Origin of the sequence: Hyphomonas sp. (assembly GCF_041689225.1) — a bacterium.
Taxonomy (GTDB): domain Bacteria; phylum Pseudomonadota; class Alphaproteobacteria; order Caulobacterales; family Hyphomonadaceae; genus Hyphomonas.
In genome coordinates this window covers 1-20,871 of sequence record NZ_JBDNGN010000029.1, presented here as the reverse complement: position 1 = coordinate 20,871, position 20,871 = coordinate 1, and the positions used below count along the sequence as shown (strand labels likewise).

Sequence of the window (20,871 nt, the reverse complement as noted above, 5' to 3'; positions counted from 1 at the left end):
TACTTCTGGCCGCTCAGCTAGCGCTCACCAGAGAGGTCGATCCGGCTCTGCCGTCTTGGCCAGCTTGTCCATCAGGCGCGCCAGCTGTTCCCGCTCGGCTGCGCTCAACGTTTCGACGAGGTCACGCTCGGCATCCAGCGCGATCGGCACGATCTTGTCATAGACGCCCTTGCCCTTGGTGGTGAGTGAGAGGATCGAGCGCCGCCCGTCCTCGGGGGATACCTTGCGCGCGACATGCCCGCTTTCGATCAGTCCCGAGACGGCTCGGCTGACGGCCACCTTGTCCATGGCCGTGACCTGTCCGATCTCTGTCGCCGTGATCCCGGCATTCTCTCCCAGCACGGCCATCACCCGCCACTGCCAGATCGATAATCCGAATTCCCGGTCGTAGAGATTCGCGATCTTGCCCGACACCGTGTTGGATAGGACCGACAGGCGATACGGCAGGAAGTCGCGCAGGCGCAGTGTGCTTTTCGACGGGAGTTCGGGCATTGATAAGGTCCGGTTTCAGGCTTGCCTTCTGAGGCAATATTAGTTACAGATGAAACTATATTAGTCCATCGCAAAGGGAATGAACCATGGCCGACCTGTTTGACAACCCCGCCGGGCTCGACGGATTCGAGTTCATCGAGTTCTCCGCGCCCGAGAAAGGCGTGCTCGAGCCCGTTTTCGAGACCATGGGGTTTACCCTTGTCGCCCGTCATCGCTCCAAGCAAGTCGAGCTCTGGCGGCAGGGCGGCATCAACCTGATCACCAATTATGAGCCGAAATCGCCTGCCTGGTATTTCAGCCGCGAGCACGGCCCGTCGGCCTGCGGCATGGGCTTTCGCGTCAAGGATGCCCGCAAGGCGTATGACCATTTGCTGAAGCAGGGCGCCGAACCGGTCGAAATGCGCACCGGCCCGATGGAACTGCACATCCCGGGCATTCGTGGCATCGGCAATTCGATCATCTACCTGATCGACCGCTACGATACCGGCCAGGACGAGCTTTCAATCTATGACATTGATTTCGAATACGAACCGGGCGTCGACCGTAATCCGGTTGGTGCGGGCTTCAAGCTGGTCGATCACCTGACACACAATGTCTATGGCGGCCGCATGAAATATTGGGCGGACTATTACGAGAAGCTCTTCAACTTCCGCGAAATCCGCTATTTCGACATCAAGGGCGAATATACCGGCCTCACGTCCAAGGCGCTCACCGCGCCGGACGGCAAGATCCGCATCCCGCTCAATGAAGAGGGCGAGGGCGGCAAGGGCCAGATCGAGGAATTCCTGCGCGAGTATAACGGCGAGGGCATCCAGCACATCGCCCTCATCTGCGACGATCTCGTTGCCTGCTGGGACTGCCTGAAAAAACGGGGCGTGCCCTTCATGACCGCGCCGCCGAAGACCTATTACGACATGCTCGACGGGCGCCTTCCTGGGCATGGCCAGCCCGTCGATGAACTCCAGAAGCGCGGCATCCTGCTCGACGGCACGACCGAAGGCGGCGAGCCCCGCCTCCTGCTGCAGATATTCGCGCAGGCCCAGGTCGGCCCGGTCTTCTTCGAATTCATCCAGCGCAAGGGCGATTACAAGGACGGTTTCGGCGAAGGCAACTTCAAGGCCCTGTTCGAAAGCATGGAACGCGACCAGGTCGAACGCGGCGTGCTGAAGGTCGAGGAGAAGGTGTAATGGACGCGCCCAATCTCCAGGGCGTCCACCACGTCGCCTATCGCTGCAAGGATGCCAAGCAGACTGTCGAGTTCTACCACGACGTGCTCGGCATGGATTTCCAGCTCGCCATCGCCGAAGACCATGTGCCCTCGACCGGGGCCTATGACCCCTACATGCACATCTTTCTTGATGCCGGGAACGGCAACGTGCTCGCCTTCTTCGAGCTGCCCGAACAGCCCGATATGGACCGCGACCACAACACGCCGCAATGGGTCCAGCATATCGCCTTCAAGGTCGCCACGATGGACGACCTGCTCGCTGCAAAGGCGCGCGCTGAGGCGCATGGGCTGGATGTCGTCGGCCCAACCAATCACGGCATCTTCCGCTCGATCTATTTCTTCGATCCCAATGGTCACCGCCTCGAACTCGCCTGCAATACCGGTACACCGGAACAGATGGCCGAATTGAAGCGCGTCGCACCCGAGATGCTCGAAGAATGGAGCCGCACCAAGAAAGCCCCGCGCCACGCGGCTTGGCTGCACGAGAAAATCGCGACGGAAGATCATTGATTGCCTGAGCCGCTCATCCTGAGCGAAGTCGAAGGACGGGCGGCGGGCGGTGTGCCATAAACGTTATTCTGGAACCGCGCGTCCCCGTCCTTTGACTTCGCTCGGGATGAGGCCGCTTTGAGAGAACTGGACAATAAATGAAACTCGCTACCCTCAGGAACGGCGCCCGTGATGGCCGCCTTGTCGTTGTCTCAAAAGACCTGACCAAATGCACAGATGCCGCGCGCATCGTACCGACGCTTCAGGCCGCGCTCGACAATTGGGCCGTCTATGCGCCGCAGCTCGCAGAACTTGCCGAACAGGTCGAAATCGGTTCCGTCCCCACCTTCCGCTTCCACGAACATGATTGCGAAAGCCCGTTGCCGCGCGCCTACCAATGGGCCGACGGCTCGGCCTATATCAACCATGTCGAACTCGTCCGCGCCGCGCGCGGCGCCGACGTGCCCGAGAGCTTCTACGATGATCCGCTGATGTACCAGGGCGGCTCGGATGTCTTCCTCAGTCCGCGTGACGACATCCCGCTTGGCGACCAGAGCTGGGGCTGCGACATGGAAGGCGAGATCGCCGTCATCACTGATGACGTGCCAGCCGGTGTCTCCGAGAAGGAGGCTGCCGGCCACATCAGGCTCGTCCTTCTCTGCAATGACGTCTCGCTGCGCGGCCTCATCCCCGGCGAACTTGGCAAGGGATTCGGATTCTTGCAGTCCAAGCCGCCAAGCGCCTTCAGCCCGGTTGCCGTCACGCCCGACGAGCTAGGGGCAGCCTGGAAAGACAGCCTCGTCCACCTGCCGCTACGTGTCGATTACAACGGCGAAGCCTTCGGTCGGGCCGAAGCCGGTGAGGATGCCACGTTCAGCCTCGCGCGGCTCGTCTCCCACGCCGCAAAGACCCGCCCGCTCAGTGCCGGAACAATCATCGGGTCGGGCACCGTGTCCAACAAGGGCAAGGATGGCGGCCCCGGAAAACCGGTTAGCGAGGGCGGTCGGGGCTATTCCTGCATTGCGGAAATCCGCATGATTCAACAACTGTTGAAAAAAGAGCCCCTGACCCCCTTCATGTCGCCCGGCGATGTGGTACGCATTGAAATGCTGGATGGCGCGGGCCATTCGATTTTCGGCGCAATTGAGCAAAAGGTGACTTCGGCCTGATGGCAAACAAGGTTTACAAGAACGCAGGCGAGGCCCTTCAGGGCGTCACCTTTGATGGCATGATGGTGATGGCCGGGGGCTTTGGCCTCTGCGGCATCCCGGAGAACCTGATCGCAGCGCTGCGCGATACAGGCGTGAAGGACATAACGGCCGTATCCAACAATGCGGGCGTCGACGGTTTCGGCCTCGGCTTGCTGCTCGAGACTCGGCAGATCAAGAAAATGATCTCCTCCTATGTCGGCGAGAACAAGGAGTTCGAGCGCCAGTATCTTTCCGGCGAACTTGAACTGGAGTTCAACCCGCAGGGCACGCTGGCCGAACGGTGCCGGGCAGGGGGCGCGGGCATTCCCGGCTTCTATACCAAGACCGGCGTCGGAACAGTGATTGCTGACGGCAAGGAACACCGCGAGTTCAATGGCGAGACCTATATTCTCGAGACCGGCCTCGTCGCCGATCTCTCCATCGTCAAGGCCCACAAGGGCGACGCGCAGGGCAACCTGATCTTCAACAAGACGGCCCGCAACTTCAACCCGATGATGGCGATGGCCGGCAAGGTGACGGTTGCTGAGGTCGAAGAACTGGTCCCGACCGGCAGTCTCGACCCGGATGAAATCCACCTGCCGGGTATTTTCGTGCAGCGCATCTTCCAGGGCACATTCGAAAAACGGATCGAACAGCGCACCGTTCAAAACAGGGAGGGTATATAGTGCTCAATATGACAGAACTCTTGCGGGTGCTAAACAGCGAGCCGGAAGCCGAAATCGATATTGAACTTCAAGACCTTCAAGATTCAAAAACCAGTTGGGCAGAACTGTCCCAGCAAGCCAATCGGAATGCGTATATTCTAAAGAGATTGAGCAGGTCATCAGAGTCGCTTTCTTTGATTGATGATCGAGTTGTCTTTCTACCAAAGAGAGAAAATTAGTATGCCTTGGACACGTGACGAGATGGCGGCCCGCGCCGCACAGGAACTGGAAGACGGTTTCTATGTGAACCTCGGCATCGGCATTCCGACGCTGGTGGCCAATTATATTCCCAAAGGCGTCGACGTGACGCTGCAATCGGAAAACGGCATGCTCGGCATGGGCCCGTTCCCTTATGAGGGCGAGGAAGACGCCGACCTGATCAATGCCGGCAAACAGACGATCACGACGCTGCCGCGCTCGAGCTTCTTCGACAGCGCTACCAGCTTCGCGATGATCCGTGGTGGCCATATCAACCTCGCCATCCTCGGCGCCATGGAAGTTGCCGAGAATGGCGACATCGCCAATTGGATGATCCCCGGCAAGCTGGTCAAGGGCATGGGCGGCGCGATGGACCTCGTCGCGGGCGTCAAGCGCATCGTCGTGGTCATGGACCACGCCAACAAGAAGGGCGAAACCAAGGTGCTGAAGGAATGCACTCTGCCACTGACGGGCAAGGGCGTCGTCGACCGCATCATCACAGACCTCTGCGTCATGAATGTCGTACTCGGCGGCCTGAAAGTCATCGAGCTTGCGCCCGGCGTCACGATGGATGACGTGAAAGCCAAAACCGAAGCAACCCTGGTCGATTAGATGAACCCCGCATTCGAATCCCTCCACGCACTTCCGCCGGACGCGCTGCTTGGTCTCATGACCGCCTATCGCGCCGACCCGCGCACCGAGAAATTCGATCTGGGTGTCGGTGTCTACAAGGATGATGACGGCCACACGCCGATCATGACGTCCGTGGCCAAGGCGGAGACAATTATTCTCAAGCAGCAGACGACCAAGGTCTATGAGGGCCCCCGCGGCAATCCGGATTTCTGCGCCGCCATCGAGCGCTTCGTCTTCGGCGACAGTTCGCACCTGATCGAGAAAGGCCGACTCATCTCGATGACGACGCCCGGCGGCTGTGGTGCGCTCTATCTCGGCGTCGGCCTAATGAAACGGCTTGGCGTGAAGACCGTGTGGCTGAGCCGCCCGACCTGGCCCAACCATACGAACCTTGTGAAGAATACCGGCTTGTCAATCGCCGAATATGACTATGCCGACGCCGAAACAGGCCGTGTCGATTTCGAAAGCCTGATGGCCAGCCTTTCGAAAACACGGCGCGGCGACGGCATAATCATTCAGGGCCCTTGCCACAATCCGACCGGCATCGACCTCAGCGTCCAGCAATGGATCGACCTCGCCATGCTCACCGTCGAGCGCGGCATCATCCCGATGCTCGATATTGCCTATCATGGGTTTGCGGGCGGCCTTGAGAGCGACATGGAAGGCGCGCGGCTCTTCCTCAAGATCGCCGAAGACTCGATGGTCTCCTATTCCTGCTCGAAGAATTTCGGACTCTACCGCGAACGCACCGGCTGCTTCCTTGGCCAGGCCTATACAAAGCGGGCCGCTGACGCCGTCATGACGCATGTGGCCGACATTTCGCGCACCAGCTATTCCATGCCGCCCGCCCATGGCTCAGCGATTGTCGCCACCATTCTTGGTGATCCGGCCCTGCGCGCCGAGTGGGAAGCTGAACTGACGCAGATGCGTGAACGCATGATCAGCCTGCGCAAGGCATTGTCCGACGCGCTTGTGGAGAAGACGGGGTCGAACCGACTGGCAGCGCTGGCCGAACAGAACGGTATGTTCAGCCAGATCCCGGTGACGCCAGAGGCGGCGAAAGACATGCGTGAAAAGCACGGCCTCTACCTGCCGGCATCCGGCCGCATCAATATTGCGGGCCTGCGTCAGGCAGACATTCCTCGCATCGCGGAAATCATGTCGGAATATCTCTAGAGCGACAGGCCGCGCGGCGCGAGCCGTTCAAGGTCTTCCAGCATTTTGGGAGGCGACGGGATGGCCTTGCGCGCATCGAGGTCCAGCGTGATAGCAATGACCTGGCTCGTCGCCCAGGGCAGGCCCGTCTCGGGGTCCATCATCCAGTGAACTAGCGAGTGGGTCTTCTCGGCCGTCCCGCCCAGCGATGTATGGATTTCGAACGCGTCGCCCGCTTTCGGCCAGCGATGGTAGCGAAGCCGGTTTTCCAGCACTGCGGCGCCCATCCGGACGCCGCCGGCGGCCTCGGCCACCTGCTTGCGCCATTCGTACAGGAGGTTCGGCACGCTGTCTGAAATCCGGCCGATAATCCAGCCGGGCGCCATGCGACCATGCACGTCGATATGGTGCTGCGGAACAATGCCCTTCCCGATCAGGGGAATGCCTAGATCGCGAGCTGTCTCGATGCGGATGTCTTCGGTCGCAAGCGTGGGGGCGTTCGGATCGAACGAGCGCGGCGCGGCCTCGGCAGGTGGCGTGTCGATATGGGCTTCCAGCGCAATGCGCGCCCGCGTGCTCCACGGAAAGGCTTCCCGCCCCTTGGTGTCGATATGCGCCACGCGTGTCAGGTAGGCTGCTGACAGTGCCCCATCGCTGTGACGCAGTTCCTGGTAGAACACGGCGTCACTGGTCCCGACGCTCACCACACAGCCATTCATGCTGATCGGACGGCCGGGCAGCACTTCGCGAATGAAGCGCACATGCTGGTCGACCGGCACCAGGGTCGACGGTGCGTCTTCCCGGAATGCATTTGGCATCGCCAGTTCATGGCTGAAAGCGGCGAGCCCTTCCATTTGCTTTTCGATATAGAGGCGCACGTTCATGTGCCCCATCTCGTCGCAATCCCACTGGTTGCAACTGCCCCGCCAAAGTGTGATCACGCAGCACAATCCCGACATGTGCCGCGCACTTCGATGACCGCACGAGTCATTTGGAAGCCTGCCGCGGCGGCTTCAGCTTTCAACGCTTCGCTGGTGGCGACGGCGTGCAGTTCTTCGGCACCGCCGCATTCGTCGCAGATCAGGAACACTGCTGAATGGGTATGGCTTGTATGACCGCAGGCGACATAGGCGTTCAGGCTCTCGATCTTGTGGGCGAGGCCGGATTCCTGAAGGAAATCGAGTGCCCGGTAGACGGTCGGGGGCTTGGCCGAACCCTCGCCGTCGAGATTTGCCAGCAAGTCATAGGCCTTGGCTGGCTCGGCGCTTTCCAGCAGCAGGCGCAACACTTTGCGGCGGATACGTGTCATTCGGCCACCGCGCCGCATTACGAGCGCTTCGGCATCATTCAGGAACGTCTCCACATCCTGCGGGCTGCAGGGCGTGTTGGCGCGTATGTGGTCATGTGTCTGTGCGTTGGCCATGGCCGCAATGTCGTGTGTTTTGAGTCCAATGTGAAGGGGTAAGCGGTTTTGCCGTCTTTCAGGGCCTAGACGCATTCTGCAAATCACCCGAGATTCGTTTCTGAGGCGAATCGAGAGGATGTGTAGATGGAATTGTCGGAACGTGGCGGACTGGAACTTTGGCGTCGGGCTGTGACGGCTTCCGTGCGCTCAGACGCGCCGGATCTGACAGCCCGCCAGCAGGCGATCCTGATGACCATCGCGCTTGCCCCCGGCCCCCACACCGTACGCGGCCTGGCCGACCATCTCGACATCGCGAAACCCGCTGTGACGCGGGCTCTCGACACCCTGTCCCGGCTGGATTTCATTCGCCGCGTCAAGGATGACAATGATCTGCGCAATATCTTCATCGAGCGCACACCGGCCGGAATGACCTATCTTCGGGCCTTCGCCGGCCTTGTTCTTGCCGCAGCTTCAGGTGAGAGTGACGAAACATTGGCGCCGCGGCGCGGCGGCAAATCCACCGCAGCAGCCTAGGCGCGTAACCGCCCGAGGCCCAGTGCATGCCCGAACTGACTGACAGCCGACTGGCTCGCCCCGCAGGCGAAAGCACGGTGTTTGATGTGGTGGTCGGCACGGCCGCCGTCCGCGAATCCCCGGATGCAGCAGCGCGCCTCGCAACTCAGGTTCTTTTTGGCGAAAGTGTCGATGTGTTTGCCCGGCAGGGTGGTTTCAGCCGCATTCGTTGCCATCGCGATCATTATGTCGGCTGGATGCGGTCCGACGCGCTGTCGCCGGCAATCGCCCCGCCAACCCACAAAGTGGCGGCCCTGCGCACATTCGCTTATGCCGCGCCGGACCTGAAATCGCCTGTCAAGTTCATGCTCAGCCTCGGCGCACGCGTCACGGTCACGAGTACCGATGGCGACTATGCCAGTTGCACGCAGGCCGGCTGGGTCCACACGCGCCACCTCGCCTCACAGGATGCGCGCGAAGCCGACGCCGTCTCGGTCGCCGAACGCTACCTCCACACGCCCTACCTGTGGGGCGGACGCGACAGTCTTGGCCTCGACTGTACTGGCCTCACCCAGCAGGCCTTCGAGGCCGTGGGCGTCCTCCTGCCGCGCGACAGTGACATGCAGTGCGCCTGGACCGGGGATGACATCGCAGATTGGAAGGCCCCGGGCGCCCTGAAACGCGGCGATCTGGTGTTCTGGAAAGGTCATGTCGGCATCATGACCGACAGCGAGCACCTCCTGCACGCGAATGCCTGGCACATGGCCACGGCCCGCGAACCGCTCGAAGAGGCAATCATCAGGGTCAGAACGCAATACGCCGAGCCCATAGGGGCCCGGCGCATTGATGTTGATCGTCTCGCGGGACAGGTGGTGCCCCGCTGGATGGCTGAAACGGTCGCCTAGTCGTCGCCGTCGTCAGCTGCGGGTGCTTCAACCGGCGCTGATTCGGTTGCCGTCGCGTCTGGTGCAGCTTCAACGGGTGCTGCTGGAGCCGGTTCGATGGCGGCATCGCTTTCCACAGCGTCCGTAGCGGCGGCGCCTGCTTCACCCTCTGCAGGTGCGGCTTCGTCCGTTGCGGCCGCCAGCGGCGCAGGTAGCGCGGGCGCGTTCGGAGAGTTCGCTGCCAGGTAGGCAATCAGGTTCACGCGGTCCGAATCACGACGCAGGCCTGCGAACGACATGGACGTGCCACGCGCATAGGCGCTCGGATTGTTGATCCAGTGGTTCATTTCTTCATAGGTCCACTCGCCACCGACGCCCGACAGGGCCGCGGAATAGGTGAAGCCCGGATGTACGGCCTTGGTGGCACCGACAACGCCGTGCAGGTTCGGGCCGGTTCCGTTGGCGCCGCCATCGGCAATGTTGTGGCAGGTGGTGCACTGGGCCTTGAAGGTACGTTCGCCCTTGGAGGCGTCAGCGCTGGCCAAGGCTGCACCCAGGTCGAACACTTCCTCAACCGGCGCGCCGGCGCCACCGCTGTCGGCGACTTGGACGCAATAGGCATACTTGGCGCACATCTGCTCGCTCATCGAGGTCGCTTCAGCGTGTTCCTCGCCGTGATGTGCTTCTTCTTCACCGTGGCTGAACACGATGCCCGAAAGCTGGTGCAGGGCCATCAGGCCGAGCGCAGTGGCGAGCAATGCGCCTAGGATCTTGTTGACACCGAGTTCTCCCATGGGGGCGTTCCTTCGAATCTATCTGGTCATGTGTCTTGGCGCGCGCCTTTTGGCACGCTAACGGAGTGCAGACAACATAAAGGCTGTGAGGAAGGGGCGCTTCTCCTTTCGTCGCGGCGATCCGACGCACGCAGGACAGGTAAAAAAAGGACGCCGAATGGCCAATCACATCGCCTATCAGGGAGAACCGGGGGCAAATTCGCATATTGCCTGCAACGAGGCCTATCCGCGCCTGTCACCGTTGCCCTGCCGCACGTTCGAAGACTGTTTCACCGCCGTTGAGAAGGGCGAGGCCGATCTCGCCATGATTCCGGTGGAAAACACGATCGCCGGACGCGTCGGTGACATCCACTACCTGTTACCCACGACCAGCCTTCAGATCGTCGGCGAGCACTATTTGCCGATCCGCTTCCAGCTGATGGGCCTGCCAGGTGTCAAACTTGAGGCAATCCGGAAGGCCCGTTCCCACATCATGGGCCTCGGCCAGTGCCGCAACTTCCTGAGAGCCCATAGTATCGAGCCCGTGACGTCTGCGGACACGGCCGGCGCAGCACGCGAAGTGACCGAAGGCGGAGACCGGTCCGTCGCGGCCATCGCGCCGCGCCTCGCCGCCAAGGTCTATGGTCTCGACATTCTTGCCGAAGATATCGAGGACGCCGCCCACAACACGACCCGGTTCATTATCATGGCCCGCGAGCCATCCGACATCGAAGCCGGGCAGGGACCGGTCAAGACCGCCTTCCTGTTCGAGGTCCGCAACATTCCGGCGGCGCTTTATAAAGTCATGGGCGGTTTCGCGACGAATGGCGTCAACATGACCAAGCTCGAGAGCTACCAGATCGGCGGCTCTTTCACGGCGACGCAATTCTATGCTGAGATCGAGGGCCACCCCGACGAACGCCCGGTCCAGAACGCACTCGAAGAGCTTGGTTTCTTCTCGCAGTCGCTGAAACTCCTCGGCGTGTTTCCCGCGAAGCCAACCGTCGGATTCTAGCAGGGCGGCGTGTCAAATTGCAGCGCGTCGGCGATATGGTCGGCAAACAGCTTCGCCTTGCCGCGCAGCTTGCCGGACGTCCACACGCAATGGATTGGACTGGGCGTGGCCGTCCATTCGGGCATGACGCGCACAAGGCTGCCATCATTGACGCAGTCCGAGACAAGCCAGCTGGCGGACAGGAACAAGCCGAGGCCATTTTGCGCTGCCTGGAGTAAGAGGTCTCCCGACGAGGCCTTGAACCGCCCATCGACCTTGACGCTGACGGTCTCGCCGTCGCGCGACAGCACCCATTCATTGGTCGCGGTCTGGCGGAACATGACAGCATCATGCTGCGTCAGGTCACGTGGGTGCTGCGGCGTGCCCCGGGCATCGAGGTAGTCGGGCGCGGCCCACAGCGCCCGGGGGGATTCGCCCACCTTTTTTGCCATCAGGCTCGAATCGACCAGTGATCCGATGCGGAAGGCAAGGTCCACGCCCTCGCCAACGAGATCCGTATAGGCATCATCGGTCAGGACATCCACGCGCACATGGGGATACAGCTTCATGAAGCTTGCGATCCGAGGCCCGATGACCAGGCGCGCCATGGACGAGACGCAGGAGATGCGCAGGAGGCCGATCGGTTCATGGTCAAGGCCCCGGGCCTCGGCTTCCGCATCATCGAAATCAGCCAGGATGTCAGCCGCGCGCTTGTAGAACCGTTCACCGGCCTCTGTCAGGCTGAGGGATCGTGTCGTGCGCAGGAACAGGGCAGCGTCGAGACTCGCTTCCAGGTCCTGGATCCGGCGCGATACGGTCGGTTGGCCTAGGCCAAGATCGCTTGCGGCTTTGGAAAAACTGCCGGCATCCGCAACGCGAATGAACAGGCGCATGGCATCAATACGGTCCACCCCAGGGCCTCCTATGCGTATTCTGAATGAAGCATATGGGGTGCGTCTGCGTTCTGCGAAGGGCAAAAGCACCTAAATCTCGGTCAACAGGGGCGCGCGAGCCCGCGCGCCCACCCTGGATCGAGAAACCTGTTCCCATGAGCGACCTGAAAATTCACGACGAGACGACAGCGCCTCCCGCTGCGCGCCCCCTGCTTGAACAGGTGAAGCGCGCAAACGGCATCATGCCGAACATGCTGGGCGTTCTGGCAGAAAATCCGGCCGCGCTTGAGGGTTATCTCAGCCTGTCGCGTATTTTTGATAATGCGGGGTTCTCGCCGCTGGAGCGCCAGGTCGTGCAAACGACGGTCAGTGTCGAGAATGCCTGCCATTTCTGTGTTGCCGCACATTCGGCTTCAGCTGCGGCTGAAGGCTTGGATGCATCAGTCATCGAAGCCATCCGCACCAACCAAAGGATCGCCGACACCCGGCTGGAAGCCCTACGCGTCTTCACGCGCCGCATGGCACAACAGCGCGGTTTCGTATCAGACACCGATGTCTCCGTATTCCTCAACGCGGGCTGGGAAAAGGCCGCCATTCTCGGCGTAATCCTCGGCGTCGCCCTCAAGACGATGTCGAACTATGCCAACCATGTGGCCGAGACGCCCCTCAACAAGGACTACAAGCCGTATGCCTGGGCACCCTGCACGCGCGGCTGTGCCGGCGATTGCGCATGAACTCCGCGCGCCGCCGTGACCCTCACTCGCAGGGCGCTCACGCAAATGTGGGCTTGGCTCACAGGCGTTTGCTTTACCCGCGAGCACCGCTCCATGAGATGTTGCGCATAGAAACCTGAGAGGGACGCTCATAATGCACGACAAGATCAAGACCTACGCGCCGCACGTGTCCAGCCTCATTGCCTCGGCCGTGTTCCTTGACAGCCTGCGCTACAAGTTCACCAATGCCCCCGAAACGCAGGTCATCTTTGGCCGGCTGGATGCTTGGGCCGGCAGTTTCGGGGCAGGGGGCCTGTTCGCGCAGACCGGCCTGTTCAGCCAGTACGTCATCGGTTCGGCTGAGCTGGTCGCATCGGCCTGCCTTCTATTGGGTGTGTTTTCAGCCTTTCGCCGCCTGCAGACGCTCGGTGCCCTGATGGCCGTCGCTGTCATGAGCGGCGCGGTGAGCTTCCACCTGTTCACGCCGCTCGGTATCGATCCGAACAATGATGGCGGCGGCCTGTTCGCCATGGCCGTCACTGTCTGGGTGGGTTCGCTCACGCTTCTTGTGGTCAGACGAAAGACCCTGTTCGCCATGTTGGGCGGCATCCGCGAAGCGATCTTGCCAAGCCCCGGCGCCGCATCACCCAGCACGTTTGCGAAAACCCGGATCCACCCCATCTGAGTTTTCGCCCGGTCGCCGGGGCCTTCTTTCGAGGCCGTCCCCACTCCGCCTCGAGTACACCTCCCGGGCCTCGGCGACCCTACTTCCCTCAACGCAGTCCCAAGAGAACATCCATGAAACTCCGCCCCCTCCTCATCGCCGCCGCGCTCGCCCTTTCTCCAGCCTTGGCGTTCGCGCCTGCAGCGGCGGCAGAGCCAGCCATCTATACTGGCCGGTTCTCGTCGATCGCACTGCAGGGATATGATACTGTCGCTTATTTCGAGACTGGGGCGCCCGCCAAAGGCTCGAAGGATTTCACCGCCGAATACAAGGGCGCCAACTTCCAGTTCACGAGTGCTGAACACCGCGATGCCTTCATCGCCGATCCGGCGGCTTTTGCGCCGCAATATGGTGGTTACTGCGCCTGGGCCATGGCGGACGGCAAGCACGCAAAGGGTGATGCCGCCTACTGGAAGATCGTCGAAGGCAAGCTCTACTTGAATTACAATTCCGACATCCAGGGTAAATGGAATGCCGACGTTCCCGGCTTCATTTCGAAAGCCGATACGGAATGGTCTGCCCTTAACCAATAAGGCAGTTTCCGCCACATATCTGAATCGCGATTTACTTGCGGCCCGTCGCATTTTCAGAGGCGGACCGTCGGTTTTTCCCTGAATTCTCAAGCCCCGGAATCCAGCGCGTTGCGCCGCAGCCACACTTTTTTTTCGCATGCAAACATGAATCCGAATTCATGCAACTTGCCACAATCAATCGCTAGATTCCGGTTTCCCGGAGACGGGATAACAAAAGGAATACCTCCCATGAAATTTGCACTCACCACGGCCATCAGCCTCGTTGCGCTCGCCGCTGCACCTGCCTTCGCGCAGGACACCGGATTCTACGGAACGATCGGCTACGGCAACTATGGTGCCGACGACGCCGATCTTGGCGCCGTCCAGCTGCGTGGCGGCTACAACTTCAACGAATTCCTCGGTGCGGAAATCGAAGCGGCCGTCGGCGTTTCTGATGAATCCACCACGATATCCGGTATCGATGTGAACGTTGAACTGGAAAACTCCTACGGCGCTTATGCCGTGGGCCGGATTCCCTTTGCTGAAAAGGCCGATGTCTTCGGTCGGATCGGCTATGTGAGCACTGAGATCAAAGCCTCGGCAGGCGGCGTGTCCGCTTCGGGCGATGACGATGCTGCAGCGCTCGGTGTTGGCGGCGACTACTATTTCGCCCCCAACCAGGGCATCCGCGTTGGCTATACCTACCTCGACTATGACGACTCGATCGACGTGATCGACGTTGCCTACGTTCTGAAGTTCTAGCTCTGGCCAGTAAGGGTCCGGTCGGGCGGGCAGCCCTTGATTGACTGCCCGGCAGGATGGCCCCCGCACTTGGAGAGGGTGCGGGGGTTCCATTCGACAGGCAGAAAGGAGCCTTCGCCCACAAAAAAACGGGCGAGACATGCTCGCCCGTTTTCCGAATTGTTGTCCGCAGACTTATTTCTTTTTTGCAGCCGGCTTTTTTGCAGCAGGCTTTTTCGCGGCTGGCTTCGCAGCAGCTTTTTTTACGGCTGGTTTCGCAGCAGCTTTGGCAGCAGGCTTTTTGACGGCCGGCTTCTTAACAGCTGGTTTCTTGGCCGCTGGTTTAGTAGCGGTTTTAGTCGCAGTCTTGGTTGCCGGTTTGGCAGCAGGTTTTTTTGCTGCCGGCTTAGCGGCTGGTTTCTTCACTGCCGGCTTTTTAACGGCCGGCTTTTTCTTTGCAATTGCCATTTCCGATCTCCTGTCAGTGGCGAGCCAATAATATTGTGATTCGCGGGAAATCAACTCTTGATTTTCACCTGACGCGCGAGCGGGATTGGGTCGTCCGTATACGATTAATCGTCCCGGAGAGCCCAGGTCTTCAATATATGATGGGCTATTGCCATTGCGGGCGGGCACAAAAGCTCGGGATGTTTGCCGGAAAGAATTTCACGTGCTTCGGCACGCGTAATCCATCTTGCTTCATCGAGCTCGGTTTTATCCACCGTAATTTCGAAATTTTCGGCTTCGAGAATGAGTCCAACCATGAGCGATGAGGCGAACGGCCAAGGCTGGCAGGCGACGTATTCGGCGCTGGCCGGGTCGCACATGATGCCTGCCTCCTCGAACAGTTCTCGCGCCGCGGCCTGTTCGATCGTTTCGCCCGGTTCGCAGAAGCCGGCGAGACACGACATGAACCCTGCGGGCCACATCGCCTGACGACCGATCAGGCATTTGCCGTCTTTCACCGCCAGCATGATTGCCACCGGATCGGTCCGCGGGAAATGTTCGGCGCCGCATTCCGGGCACTGGCTTTTCCATCCGGCCTCGACCACCCCGACCCTGCCGCCGCATTTGACGCAATGGCCATGACTGGCGTGCCACATGAACAGGCTGCGGGCGGTTGAAACAAGATTGGCCTCCATGGCCGAAATCGCCCCCACCGCCATGCGGAATTCGCCAAAGCTTCCGACGCCGGCAATCAGGGAAGAGTCGACATCGAATTTCGGGGGCAGGTTAAGGGCGAAGACCGGCGCACCGGTCTTGTCCTCACCCATGAACAGCCAGGGCGAAGCGGGCGACAGTTTGCGCGCCTCGGGGCCCATCCAGAACAATCCCTGCTTTTCGACAAAGGGTTCGCCATTACGCATCAGGAAGAAAAGGACATTGTCCTGCTGCATGGCGGCTTCCAGCCAGGCTTCGTCTGTTCGGTGATGCGCAGCGCGATCGAGCGGGTTCGCCGCGAGCGGCATATCGTTTGAATTCGTCATGGATTGGGACACTACCGGCTTTGAGAGGGAAGGGACTGGCATAGCCGCCTGATGTCATCATGCCCATCCCCCATGGCCAAAACCCGTATATTCGGCTAGGGCGCGCGCCAGACATCCGATTCCTCCTCCCGAAAGCCTAAAGTCCCTATGTCCCAGTCCATCGAGAAAATGCGCAACATCGCGATCATCGCACACGTTGACCACGGCAAGACCACACTGGTCGACGAACTGCTCAAACAGTCCGGCACCTATCGCGAAAACGAGAAAACCGTCGAGCGCGCTATGGATTCCAACGATATCGAGCGCGAGCGCGGCATCACCATCCTCGCCAAGACCACTTCGGTCGAGTGGAATGGCTACCGCATCAATATCGTCGACACGCCCGGCCACGCCGATTTCGGCGGTGAAGTTGAGCGTATTCTCCAGATGGTCGACGGTGCCATCGTGCTCGTCGATGCCTCTGAAGGCCCGATGCCGCAGACCAAGTTCGTGGTCTCCAAAGCCCTCAAGGTCGGCCTGCGCCCGATTGTGGCCGTCAACAAGATCGACAAGCCCGAGCGCCGTCCCGATGAAGTCATCAACGAAGTCTTCGACCTCTTCGCCAATCTCGATGCGACCGACGAGCAGCTCGACTTCCCGATCCTCTACGGGTCGGCCAAGCAGGGCTGGATGAACACAGACTACGAAAACCCGACCACTGATATGGATGCCCTGTTCCAGATGGTCGTCGATCACGTGCCAACACCGATGGTGGAGGAAGGCCCGTTCCGCCTCCTCGCCACCACGATCAGCTCGGATCCCTTTCTCGGACGTATCCTGACCGGCCGTATTTCCTCCGGCACGGTCAAGCCGAACCAGCAGATCAAGGTTCTCGCCCGCGACGGTTCGCTCGTCGAACAGGGCCGGGTATCGAAAGTGCTCGCGTTCCGCGGCCTTGAACGCGTGCCTGTCGACGAAGGCGTCGCAGGCGACATCGTCTCGCTCGCCGGCATGACCAAGGCAAACGTCGCTGACACGTTCTGCGACCCGTCCGTCACGATCCCGATCGAAGCCCAGGCAATTGACCCGCCGACCATTTCGATGACCTTCCGCGTCAACGACTCGCCGCTTGCCGGCACCGAAGGCACCAAGGTTACCTCGCGGATCATCTGGGCCCGCCTGCTCAAGGAAGCCGAAGGCAACGTCGCCCTCAAGGTCGACCGCGCCACCGATGCTGAGGCCTTCACCGTGTCTGGCCGTGGCGAACTCCAACTCGCCGTCCTGATCGAGACGATGCGCCGCGAAGGCTTCGAACTCGGCGTCTCGCGTCCGCAGGTCGTCATGCAGGAAGGCCCGAACGGCGAAAAGCTCGAGCCGATTGAAGAAGTGACCATCGACGTCGACGACGAGCATTCCGGTATCATTGTGCAAAAACTCTCCGAGCGCAAAGCCGACATGCTCGACATGCGCCCCTCGGGCGTTGGACGCACACGCATGGTCTTCCACGCGCCGACCCGCGGCCTCATAGGCTATCAGGGCGAACTCATGTCGGATACGCGCGGTAGCGCCATCATGAACCGCGTGTTCCATGAGTATGCCCCGCACAAGGGCCGTATCCAGGGCCGTCACACCGGCGTGCTGATCGCAATGGAGCAGGGCGAGGCTGTTGCCTTCGCACTCTGGAACCTCGAAGACCGTGGTCCGATGGTTATCCATCCCGGCGACAAGGTCTATGCCGGCATGATCATCGGCGAGCACAATCGCGACAATGATCTCGAAGTGAACGTGCTCAAAGGCAAGAAACTGACCAACATGCGCGCCTCGGGCACGGATGAGGCTGTCCGCCTTACGCCGCCGCTTCAAATGACGCTTGAAAAGTCGCTGGCCTATATCGCCGACGATGAGCTGGTCGAGGTCACGCCAACCAATATCCGCATGCGCAAGATCTATCTCGATCCGCACGAGCGCAAGCGCCGCGCGAAATCCAACGCCGACCACTAGATCCGGCCAACCCGGCGCTGCGGCCTTCAGGACGCCAGCGTCGGCAGCCAGAACATCTGGGCCGCGAAATAACTGCTCACCAGAACTGCTCCAGCAGCCGCTATCGCCATCGCGGCTGCTGTCAGTTTGAGGGCGCCTGACCGGCGTCTCTGGGCGTAAAGATAGAATTCCAGTCCCAGCAGCGCGACAGCCCATGTGCTGGCGACAGCAATGTCGGCCGGTCCGGTCAGGTTGTGCGTTCCCGGCATCTTTCCTGCCGTGATGAAGAAATAGAACCCGTAGCCGAGACGGAAAAACCACACGCCGCTGACCACGATGAACATGCGCAGGGCCCATCGCCTATGGTCGTCGAAGCGACGCTGCAGGGCCGCCCTCAGGGCGAGGCATCCGAACGCGATGATCAGCATGCCGTCGGCCGTGTTCACGACCAGCAAGGCAAACGATCCGAAATGCGGGCGGAGGTAGGTGAGGATGAGGGCGCCTGAACTCGTGAGCAGGGCGACGGTTAGGTAAAAGCGTCCATTCCAGCGATGGAAGGCCCGGAACCGGTTGCGGATCTGCGGGATGAACTGCAGCGGCCCGCTCGCAGTAATCCAGAAGGCCAGCAGCACATGCGACAGGAACAGGGCGTTGCCCGGAACGTCGCCGCTGATGAAGCCACGGATCACGCGGCCGTCCATACGGTCGAAGTTACCCTGGAACGTGGAGACGTAATAGAAAGCGGCGATATCGAGCATGAAGGCCAGCTGGCCGATTGCGGCCGCCGTGAACCATACAGCCCCGCTGAAGGACAGGGCCTTGCGGGGGTCTATCAAGGCGCGCGTACGCCCGATTGCGGCACTGTCGGTCATTTTGGGTTCACTCCGGTCGTTATAGTCTTGCGACAACTTACCGGACGGGCGACCCTCTCCCCATGACACTTGGCGACATAATCATGACGCGCAGTAACATCCTGGCCGTTTCCCGATGACCGCCAGCGCCACGGTATCCGCCGGCTATGCCTCGGCCCTGCTCGACCTTGCCGTGTCGCATGGCGCGCCGCGTGAGGCCCTGCTCGCCCGCGCAGGCATCACCGACGCCGACCTCGCCGACGCGGACACACGCATTCCGCTGACGTCCTTCAAGACGCTCATGCGCGCGGGCAAAGAATTATCCGGCGAACCGATGCTCGGTCTCCTGTTTGGCTCCACCGTACGGTTCAACGACCTGACGATCGTGGGCCTGATTACCGACGCGGCGACCGATATGCCGGAAGCGTTCCGCCAGATGAATCGATATGGCCGCCTGGTCATCGACACCACGGCGCCGTCGGATGGCGATCGGTTCGTCATCACCCGTGAAGGCAACAGCGCATTCATCATCGACACGCGCAATAACCCGAACGAGTTCCCGGAACTCACCGAGTCGACACTTGGCCGTTTCATCTGCGGCGCCCGGCACTATTTTCCGAACACGCCGCTTTATTGCTCCGCCGAAGTCACCCATGCCGCACCGGCCTATGCTGATGATTATGAGCGCATACTCGGTGTACCTGTCACCTTCAGCGCCTCTCGCAATTCCATGGAGATCACAGAGGCCTTCTTCACGTTGCGCCTGTCCAAAACGCCGCGCTACGTGTTCGGCTCGATCAGCGCACGGGCCGATGAATTGATGAAGGCGCTTGATGCCGCGCAAGGCGTCGCGGCGCGCGCCGAGGCGATCATCCTGCCTGTCCTGCACACGGGCGATGTCACCATGGACAGTGTTGCCGCGCGCATGGGTGTCAGTCGTCAGACCCTCTACCGCCAACTCAAGGCGGAAGGCACCAGCTTCGATACTTTGCTCGATTCCCTGCGCCACCAGATGGCGCTGCATTACCTCTCCGGCGAGAAAGTCTCGGTCAACGAGACCGCCTACCTGGTCGGCTTCTCCGACCCTTCGTCTTTCTCGCGGGCCTTCCACCGCTGGACCGGCAAGCGCCCCGGACAGGTCGCGAAGGCCTAGCCGATCTTGAACTTCATGTAGGACTCCCGGAATTCCGGCAGGCCTTCGCACATGTCGGTATGGCGTTTCAGCGCCTGCCAGGGTGCCAGGTCCATATCGCCCGCCAACGCATCACGCATGAACGTGACCGCGCATGATACCATCACGTCATCATGCCCGATCGCGTCGCCGCGCCAGAAGTGCGTGGTCTGTGCGGCGAGGGCAATTTCCAGCTCATTCATCACCCGCGTGATTTGTCCGGCGCAGCGTTCGATCCAGACCGGGTCCGCCCGTTCATGGACATGGCGCTCATAGACCAGCGACACCGCCTTGTCGGCGATGCCAGCGGCCAGCGCGCAGGTTTTCAGCGCCGCACGGCGCGGCGGTCCGTTGCTTGGCGTCATGGCGCGCTCAGGGCCGACCAAGTCGTCCAGCGCATCGAGAATGGCTGCGCTGTCGATCAACGCTTCGCCATCGTCCAGCACCAGCGTCGGCACCCTCACAAGCGGGTTATAGGCCATGATCTTCATGGTATCGCTGAACACGGACCAGGCACGGTGTTCGTACGCGATGCCATAGAGGCGCAAGGCAATGCCCACGCGCCGCACGAACGGGCTGTCATACATGCCGATCAGGATCATCTGTTCCGCCTCTCATGCAAGTTGAGAGCTTGCTCCCACGCACGCCGTCGCACAAGGGACGTCTAGGGACGCGCTGAGCCGCTTCTGCGCCTTGACCGGGGAACCGCGCGGTCCGGGCGGCGTTGAGATGCCAGTACAGTCTGAAACAAGGTATCGCCCCATGTCGTCCTTCCCGATCTATCTTATCGGCTTTCTCGTCCTGATCGCAGGGCTCGCCTATGGCGCGTTCATGCTGGGCCTGTCGCTCATCTGGATAGGTGTCTGTTCCGTCATACTCATCGGCCTCGGCATCATCACCGGCGTTGGCAAGACGAGGCAAAAAGATGAAACGCCCAGCAGCGAATAGGCCTGCAATGGCACAACCTCTCGGCTTCCTGACCCGCAAGGGCATGCAGCGCCTCATCGACCGGATCGACCAGCGCGTCGATACATTCTCCCGGGAAATCCTGAGGGATATGATTACGTCTGCTCTTGCGTCCCTGGCGGCACGTCAGGACCAGGCTTTGCTCGTCCGGACACGCCGCATCAGGAAGCGCTAG

General features: G+C 60.9%; 27 protein-coding genes. 19 read left to right on the top strand and 8 right to left on the bottom strand.

Going from position 1 to position 20,871, the window contains the following annotated elements; all coding sequences use genetic code 11:
* Positions 1 to 24 precede the first annotated feature (24 nt).
* On the bottom strand, positions 25 to 492 hold the full coding sequence (locus ACESNB_RS02745; protein WP_373003474.1) for a MarR family winged helix-turn-helix transcriptional regulator: 468 nt from the start codon (positions 490 to 492) through the stop codon (positions 25 to 27).
* 86 nt (positions 493 to 578) lie between these two features.
* Between ACESNB_RS02745 and hppD the strand changes: the two genes are divergently transcribed.
* The 7 genes from hppD (at position 579) to ACESNB_RS02710 (ending at position 6,131) form a co-directional block, all read left to right on the top strand.
* Positions 579 to 1,679 (top strand): 4-hydroxyphenylpyruvate dioxygenase, encoded by a 1,101-nt coding sequence (hppD, locus tag ACESNB_RS02740; RefSeq protein WP_373003471.1) that lies wholly within the window; start codon positions 579 to 581, stop codon positions 1,677 to 1,679.
* Positions 1,679 to 2,230, top strand: a complete 552-nt coding sequence (locus tag ACESNB_RS02735; protein ID WP_373003468.1) for a VOC family protein — start codon at positions 1,679 to 1,681, stop codon at positions 2,228 to 2,230. Before hppD ends, ACESNB_RS02735 begins: the two co-directional genes overlap by 1 nt.
* Before the next feature lie 137 nt (positions 2,231 to 2,367).
* Positions 2,368 to 3,378, top strand: a complete 1,011-nt coding sequence (locus tag ACESNB_RS02730) for a fumarylacetoacetate hydrolase family protein (RefSeq protein WP_373003465.1) — start codon at positions 2,368 to 2,370, stop codon at positions 3,376 to 3,378.
* Complete coding sequence (locus ACESNB_RS02725) at positions 3,378 to 4,085, top strand: CoA transferase subunit A (protein WP_373003462.1); 708 nt, start codon at positions 3,378 to 3,380, stop codon at positions 4,083 to 4,085. The genes ACESNB_RS02730 and ACESNB_RS02725 overlap by 1 nt, the downstream gene beginning before the upstream one ends.
* Positions 4,085 to 4,303, top strand: a complete 219-nt coding sequence (locus ACESNB_RS02720; RefSeq protein ID WP_373003458.1) for a hypothetical protein — start codon at positions 4,085 to 4,087, stop codon at positions 4,301 to 4,303. The genes ACESNB_RS02725 and ACESNB_RS02720 overlap by 1 nt, the downstream gene beginning before the upstream one ends.
* Position 4,304: 1 nt before the next feature.
* The gene (locus tag ACESNB_RS02715; RefSeq protein WP_373003456.1) at positions 4,305 to 4,934 is read left to right on the top strand and encodes a CoA transferase subunit B; all 630 of its coding nucleotides are present in this window, start codon (positions 4,305 to 4,307) and stop codon (positions 4,932 to 4,934) included.
* Entirely contained in the window at positions 4,935 to 6,131 is a 1,197-nt protein-coding gene (locus ACESNB_RS02710; RefSeq protein ID WP_373003453.1) for an amino acid aminotransferase, read from the top strand. It begins immediately after the preceding gene.
* On the opposite strand, the gene ACESNB_RS02705 is transcribed toward ACESNB_RS02710, so the two are convergent.
* Positions 6,128 to 7,051, bottom strand: coding sequence for a thioesterase family protein (locus ACESNB_RS02705; protein WP_373003450.1), 924 nt, complete (start codon positions 7,049 to 7,051; stop codon positions 6,128 to 6,130). The two genes, ACESNB_RS02710 and ACESNB_RS02705, sit on opposite strands and share 4 nt — an antisense overlap.
* Positions 7,048 to 7,533, bottom strand: coding sequence for a Fur family transcriptional regulator (locus tag ACESNB_RS02700; RefSeq protein WP_373003447.1), 486 nt, complete (start codon positions 7,531 to 7,533; stop codon positions 7,048 to 7,050). Before ACESNB_RS02700 ends, ACESNB_RS02705 begins: the two co-directional genes overlap by 4 nt.
* Positions 7,534 to 7,659: 126 nt before the next feature.
* On the opposite strand from ACESNB_RS02700, the gene ACESNB_RS02695 reads away from it, so the two are divergent.
* Together ACESNB_RS02695 and ACESNB_RS02690 are read left to right on the top strand one after the other, a co-directional pair.
* A complete protein-coding gene (locus ACESNB_RS02695) occupies positions 7,660 to 8,049 on the top strand; it encodes a MarR family transcriptional regulator (RefSeq protein WP_373003444.1) in 390 nt (129 codons plus the stop codon).
* Between the two features lie 26 nt (positions 8,050 to 8,075).
* On the top strand, positions 8,076 to 8,933 hold the full coding sequence (locus tag ACESNB_RS02690; protein ID WP_373003441.1) for an NlpC/P60 family protein: 858 nt from the start codon (positions 8,076 to 8,078) through the stop codon (positions 8,931 to 8,933).
* On the opposite strand, the gene ACESNB_RS02685 is transcribed toward ACESNB_RS02690, so the two are convergent.
* Positions 8,930 to 9,706, bottom strand: a complete 777-nt coding sequence (locus ACESNB_RS02685) for a cytochrome c family protein (RefSeq protein ID WP_373003438.1) — start codon at positions 9,704 to 9,706, stop codon at positions 8,930 to 8,932. The genes ACESNB_RS02690 and ACESNB_RS02685 overlap by 4 nt on opposite strands.
* 157 nt (positions 9,707 to 9,863) lie before the next feature.
* Between ACESNB_RS02685 and ACESNB_RS02680 the strand changes: the two genes are divergently transcribed.
* Complete coding sequence (locus tag ACESNB_RS02680) at positions 9,864 to 10,700, top strand: prephenate dehydratase (protein ID WP_373003435.1); 837 nt, start codon at positions 9,864 to 9,866, stop codon at positions 10,698 to 10,700.
* Here ACESNB_RS02680 and ACESNB_RS02675 read toward each other — a convergent pair.
* Positions 10,697 to 11,590 carry a LysR substrate-binding domain-containing protein gene (locus ACESNB_RS02675; RefSeq protein WP_373003432.1) on the bottom strand — a complete coding sequence of 298 codons (894 nt, stop codon included), beginning with the start codon at positions 11,588 to 11,590 and terminating at the stop codon, positions 10,697 to 10,699. The two genes, ACESNB_RS02680 and ACESNB_RS02675, sit on opposite strands and share 4 nt — an antisense overlap.
* Positions 11,591 to 11,727: 137 nt before the next feature.
* Between ACESNB_RS02675 and ACESNB_RS02670 the strand changes: the two genes are divergently transcribed.
* From ACESNB_RS02670 to ACESNB_RS02650, 5 genes are all read left to right on the top strand, one after another.
* Complete coding sequence (locus ACESNB_RS02670; protein WP_373003429.1) at positions 11,728 to 12,306, top strand: carboxymuconolactone decarboxylase family protein; 579 nt, start codon at positions 11,728 to 11,730, stop codon at positions 12,304 to 12,306.
* A 133-nt stretch (positions 12,307 to 12,439) separates the two neighbouring features.
* Positions 12,440 to 12,970 carry a hypothetical protein gene (locus ACESNB_RS02665; protein WP_373003426.1) on the top strand — a complete coding sequence of 177 codons (531 nt, stop codon included), beginning with the start codon at positions 12,440 to 12,442 and terminating at the stop codon, positions 12,968 to 12,970.
* A 113-nt stretch (positions 12,971 to 13,083) separates the two neighbouring features.
* The gene (locus ACESNB_RS02660; protein WP_373003423.1) at positions 13,084 to 13,542 is read left to right on the top strand and encodes a YHS domain-containing (seleno)protein; all 459 of its coding nucleotides are present in this window, start codon (positions 13,084 to 13,086) and stop codon (positions 13,540 to 13,542) included.
* Positions 13,543 to 13,770: 228 nt separating this feature from the next.
* A complete protein-coding gene (locus ACESNB_RS02655; protein WP_373003420.1) occupies positions 13,771 to 14,283 on the top strand; it encodes a porin family protein in 513 nt (170 codons plus the stop codon).
* A gap of 139 nt (positions 14,284 to 14,422) precedes the next feature.
* Positions 14,423 to 14,761 (top strand): hypothetical protein, encoded by a 339-nt coding sequence (locus ACESNB_RS02650; RefSeq protein ID WP_373003417.1) that lies wholly within the window; start codon positions 14,423 to 14,425, stop codon positions 14,759 to 14,761.
* Between the two features lie 73 nt (positions 14,762 to 14,834).
* Here the strand turns inward: ACESNB_RS02650 and nudC are convergent, their stop codons facing one another.
* Positions 14,835 to 15,749, bottom strand: a complete 915-nt coding sequence (gene nudC / locus ACESNB_RS02645) for an NAD(+) diphosphatase (RefSeq protein WP_373003414.1) — start codon at positions 15,747 to 15,749, stop codon at positions 14,835 to 14,837.
* 147 nt (positions 15,750 to 15,896) lie between these two features.
* Here nudC and typA point away from each other — a divergent pair, with 147 nt between their 5' ends.
* Positions 15,897 to 17,729, top strand: coding sequence for a translational GTPase TypA (gene typA, locus ACESNB_RS02640; RefSeq protein ID WP_373003411.1), 1,833 nt, complete (start codon positions 15,897 to 15,899; stop codon positions 17,727 to 17,729).
* A 26-nt stretch (positions 17,730 to 17,755) separates the two neighbouring features.
* On the opposite strand, the gene ACESNB_RS02635 is transcribed toward typA, so the two are convergent.
* Entirely contained in the window at positions 17,756 to 18,580 is an 825-nt protein-coding gene (locus ACESNB_RS02635; protein ID WP_373003408.1) for a DUF2306 domain-containing protein, read from the bottom strand.
* Positions 18,581 to 18,695: 115 nt separating this feature from the next.
* Here ACESNB_RS02635 and ACESNB_RS02630 point away from each other — a divergent pair, with 115 nt between their 5' ends.
* A complete protein-coding gene (locus ACESNB_RS02630; protein WP_373003405.1) occupies positions 18,696 to 19,712 on the top strand; it encodes an AraC family transcriptional regulator in 1,017 nt (338 codons plus the stop codon).
* Here the strand turns inward: ACESNB_RS02630 and ACESNB_RS02625 are convergent.
* Positions 19,709 to 20,332, bottom strand: coding sequence for a glutathione S-transferase family protein (locus tag ACESNB_RS02625; RefSeq protein WP_373003402.1), 624 nt, complete (start codon positions 20,330 to 20,332; stop codon positions 19,709 to 19,711). The genes ACESNB_RS02630 and ACESNB_RS02625 overlap by 4 nt on opposite strands.
* Positions 20,333 to 20,492: 160 nt before the next feature.
* Between ACESNB_RS02625 and ACESNB_RS02620 the strand changes: the two genes are divergently transcribed.
* Together ACESNB_RS02620 and ACESNB_RS02615 are read left to right on the top strand one after the other, a co-directional pair.
* Positions 20,493 to 20,678, top strand: coding sequence for a hypothetical protein (locus ACESNB_RS02620; protein WP_373003399.1), 186 nt, complete (start codon positions 20,493 to 20,495; stop codon positions 20,676 to 20,678).
* 7 nt (positions 20,679 to 20,685) lie between these two features.
* Entirely contained in the window at positions 20,686 to 20,871 is a 186-nt protein-coding gene (locus tag ACESNB_RS02615; RefSeq protein WP_373003396.1) for a hypothetical protein, read from the top strand.

Excerpts from the sequence above, each read along its gene's own strand:
- ACESNB_RS02625 (WP_373003402.1), bottom strand. The coding sequence starts at position 20,332 with ATGATCCTGATCGGCATGTATGACAGCCCGTTCGTGCGGCGCGTGGGC.
- ACESNB_RS02685 (WP_373003438.1), bottom strand. The coding sequence starts at position 9,706 with ATGGGAGAACTCGGTGTCAACAAGATCCTAGGCGCATTGCTCGCCACT.
- ACESNB_RS02630 (WP_373003405.1), top strand. The coding sequence starts at position 18,696 with ATGACCGCCAGCGCCACGGTATCCGCCGGCTATGCCTCGGCCCTGCTC.
- hppD (WP_373003471.1), top strand. The coding sequence starts at position 579 with ATGGCCGACCTGTTTGACAACCCCGCCGGGCTCGACGGATTCGAGTTC.
- ACESNB_RS02655 (WP_373003420.1), top strand. The coding sequence starts at position 13,771 with ATGAAATTTGCACTCACCACGGCCATCAGCCTCGTTGCGCTCGCCGCT.
- ACESNB_RS02730 (WP_373003465.1), top strand. The coding sequence starts at position 2,368 with ATGAAACTCGCTACCCTCAGGAACGGCGCCCGTGATGGCCGCCTTGTC.
- ACESNB_RS02700 (WP_373003447.1), bottom strand. The coding sequence starts at position 7,533 with ATGGCCAACGCACAGACACATGACCACATACGCGCCAACACGCCCTGC.
- ACESNB_RS02735 (WP_373003468.1), top strand. The coding sequence starts at position 1,679 with ATGGACGCGCCCAATCTCCAGGGCGTCCACCACGTCGCCTATCGCTGC.
- ACESNB_RS02715 (WP_373003456.1), top strand. The coding sequence starts at position 4,305 with ATGCCTTGGACACGTGACGAGATGGCGGCCCGCGCCGCACAGGAACTG.
- ACESNB_RS02670 (WP_373003429.1), top strand. The coding sequence starts at position 11,728 with ATGAGCGACCTGAAAATTCACGACGAGACGACAGCGCCTCCCGCTGCG.
- nudC (WP_373003414.1), bottom strand. The coding sequence starts at position 15,749 with ATGACGAATTCAAACGATATGCCGCTCGCGGCGAACCCGCTCGATCGC.
- ACESNB_RS02650 (WP_373003417.1), top strand. The coding sequence starts at position 14,423 with ATGCTCGCCCGTTTTCCGAATTGTTGTCCGCAGACTTATTTCTTTTTT.
- ACESNB_RS02615 (WP_373003396.1), top strand. The coding sequence starts at position 20,686 with ATGGCACAACCTCTCGGCTTCCTGACCCGCAAGGGCATGCAGCGCCTC.
- ACESNB_RS02635 (WP_373003408.1), bottom strand. The coding sequence starts at position 18,580 with ATGACCGACAGTGCCGCAATCGGGCGTACGCGCGCCTTGATAGACCCC.
- ACESNB_RS02620 (WP_373003399.1), top strand. The coding sequence starts at position 20,493 with ATGTCGTCCTTCCCGATCTATCTTATCGGCTTTCTCGTCCTGATCGCA.
- ACESNB_RS02690 (WP_373003441.1), top strand. The coding sequence starts at position 8,076 with ATGCCCGAACTGACTGACAGCCGACTGGCTCGCCCCGCAGGCGAAAGC.
- ACESNB_RS02725 (WP_373003462.1), top strand. The coding sequence starts at position 3,378 with ATGGCAAACAAGGTTTACAAGAACGCAGGCGAGGCCCTTCAGGGCGTC.
- ACESNB_RS02660 (WP_373003423.1), top strand. The coding sequence starts at position 13,084 with ATGAAACTCCGCCCCCTCCTCATCGCCGCCGCGCTCGCCCTTTCTCCA.
- ACESNB_RS02680 (WP_373003435.1), top strand. The coding sequence starts at position 9,864 with ATGGCCAATCACATCGCCTATCAGGGAGAACCGGGGGCAAATTCGCAT.
- typA (WP_373003411.1), top strand. The coding sequence starts at position 15,897 with ATGTCCCAGTCCATCGAGAAAATGCGCAACATCGCGATCATCGCACAC.
- ACESNB_RS02745 (WP_373003474.1), bottom strand. The coding sequence starts at position 492 with ATGCCCGAACTCCCGTCGAAAAGCACACTGCGCCTGCGCGACTTCCTG.
- ACESNB_RS02665 (WP_373003426.1), top strand. The coding sequence starts at position 12,440 with ATGCACGACAAGATCAAGACCTACGCGCCGCACGTGTCCAGCCTCATT.
- ACESNB_RS02710 (WP_373003453.1), top strand. The coding sequence starts at position 4,935 with ATGAACCCCGCATTCGAATCCCTCCACGCACTTCCGCCGGACGCGCTG.
- ACESNB_RS02695 (WP_373003444.1), top strand. The coding sequence starts at position 7,660 with ATGGAATTGTCGGAACGTGGCGGACTGGAACTTTGGCGTCGGGCTGTG.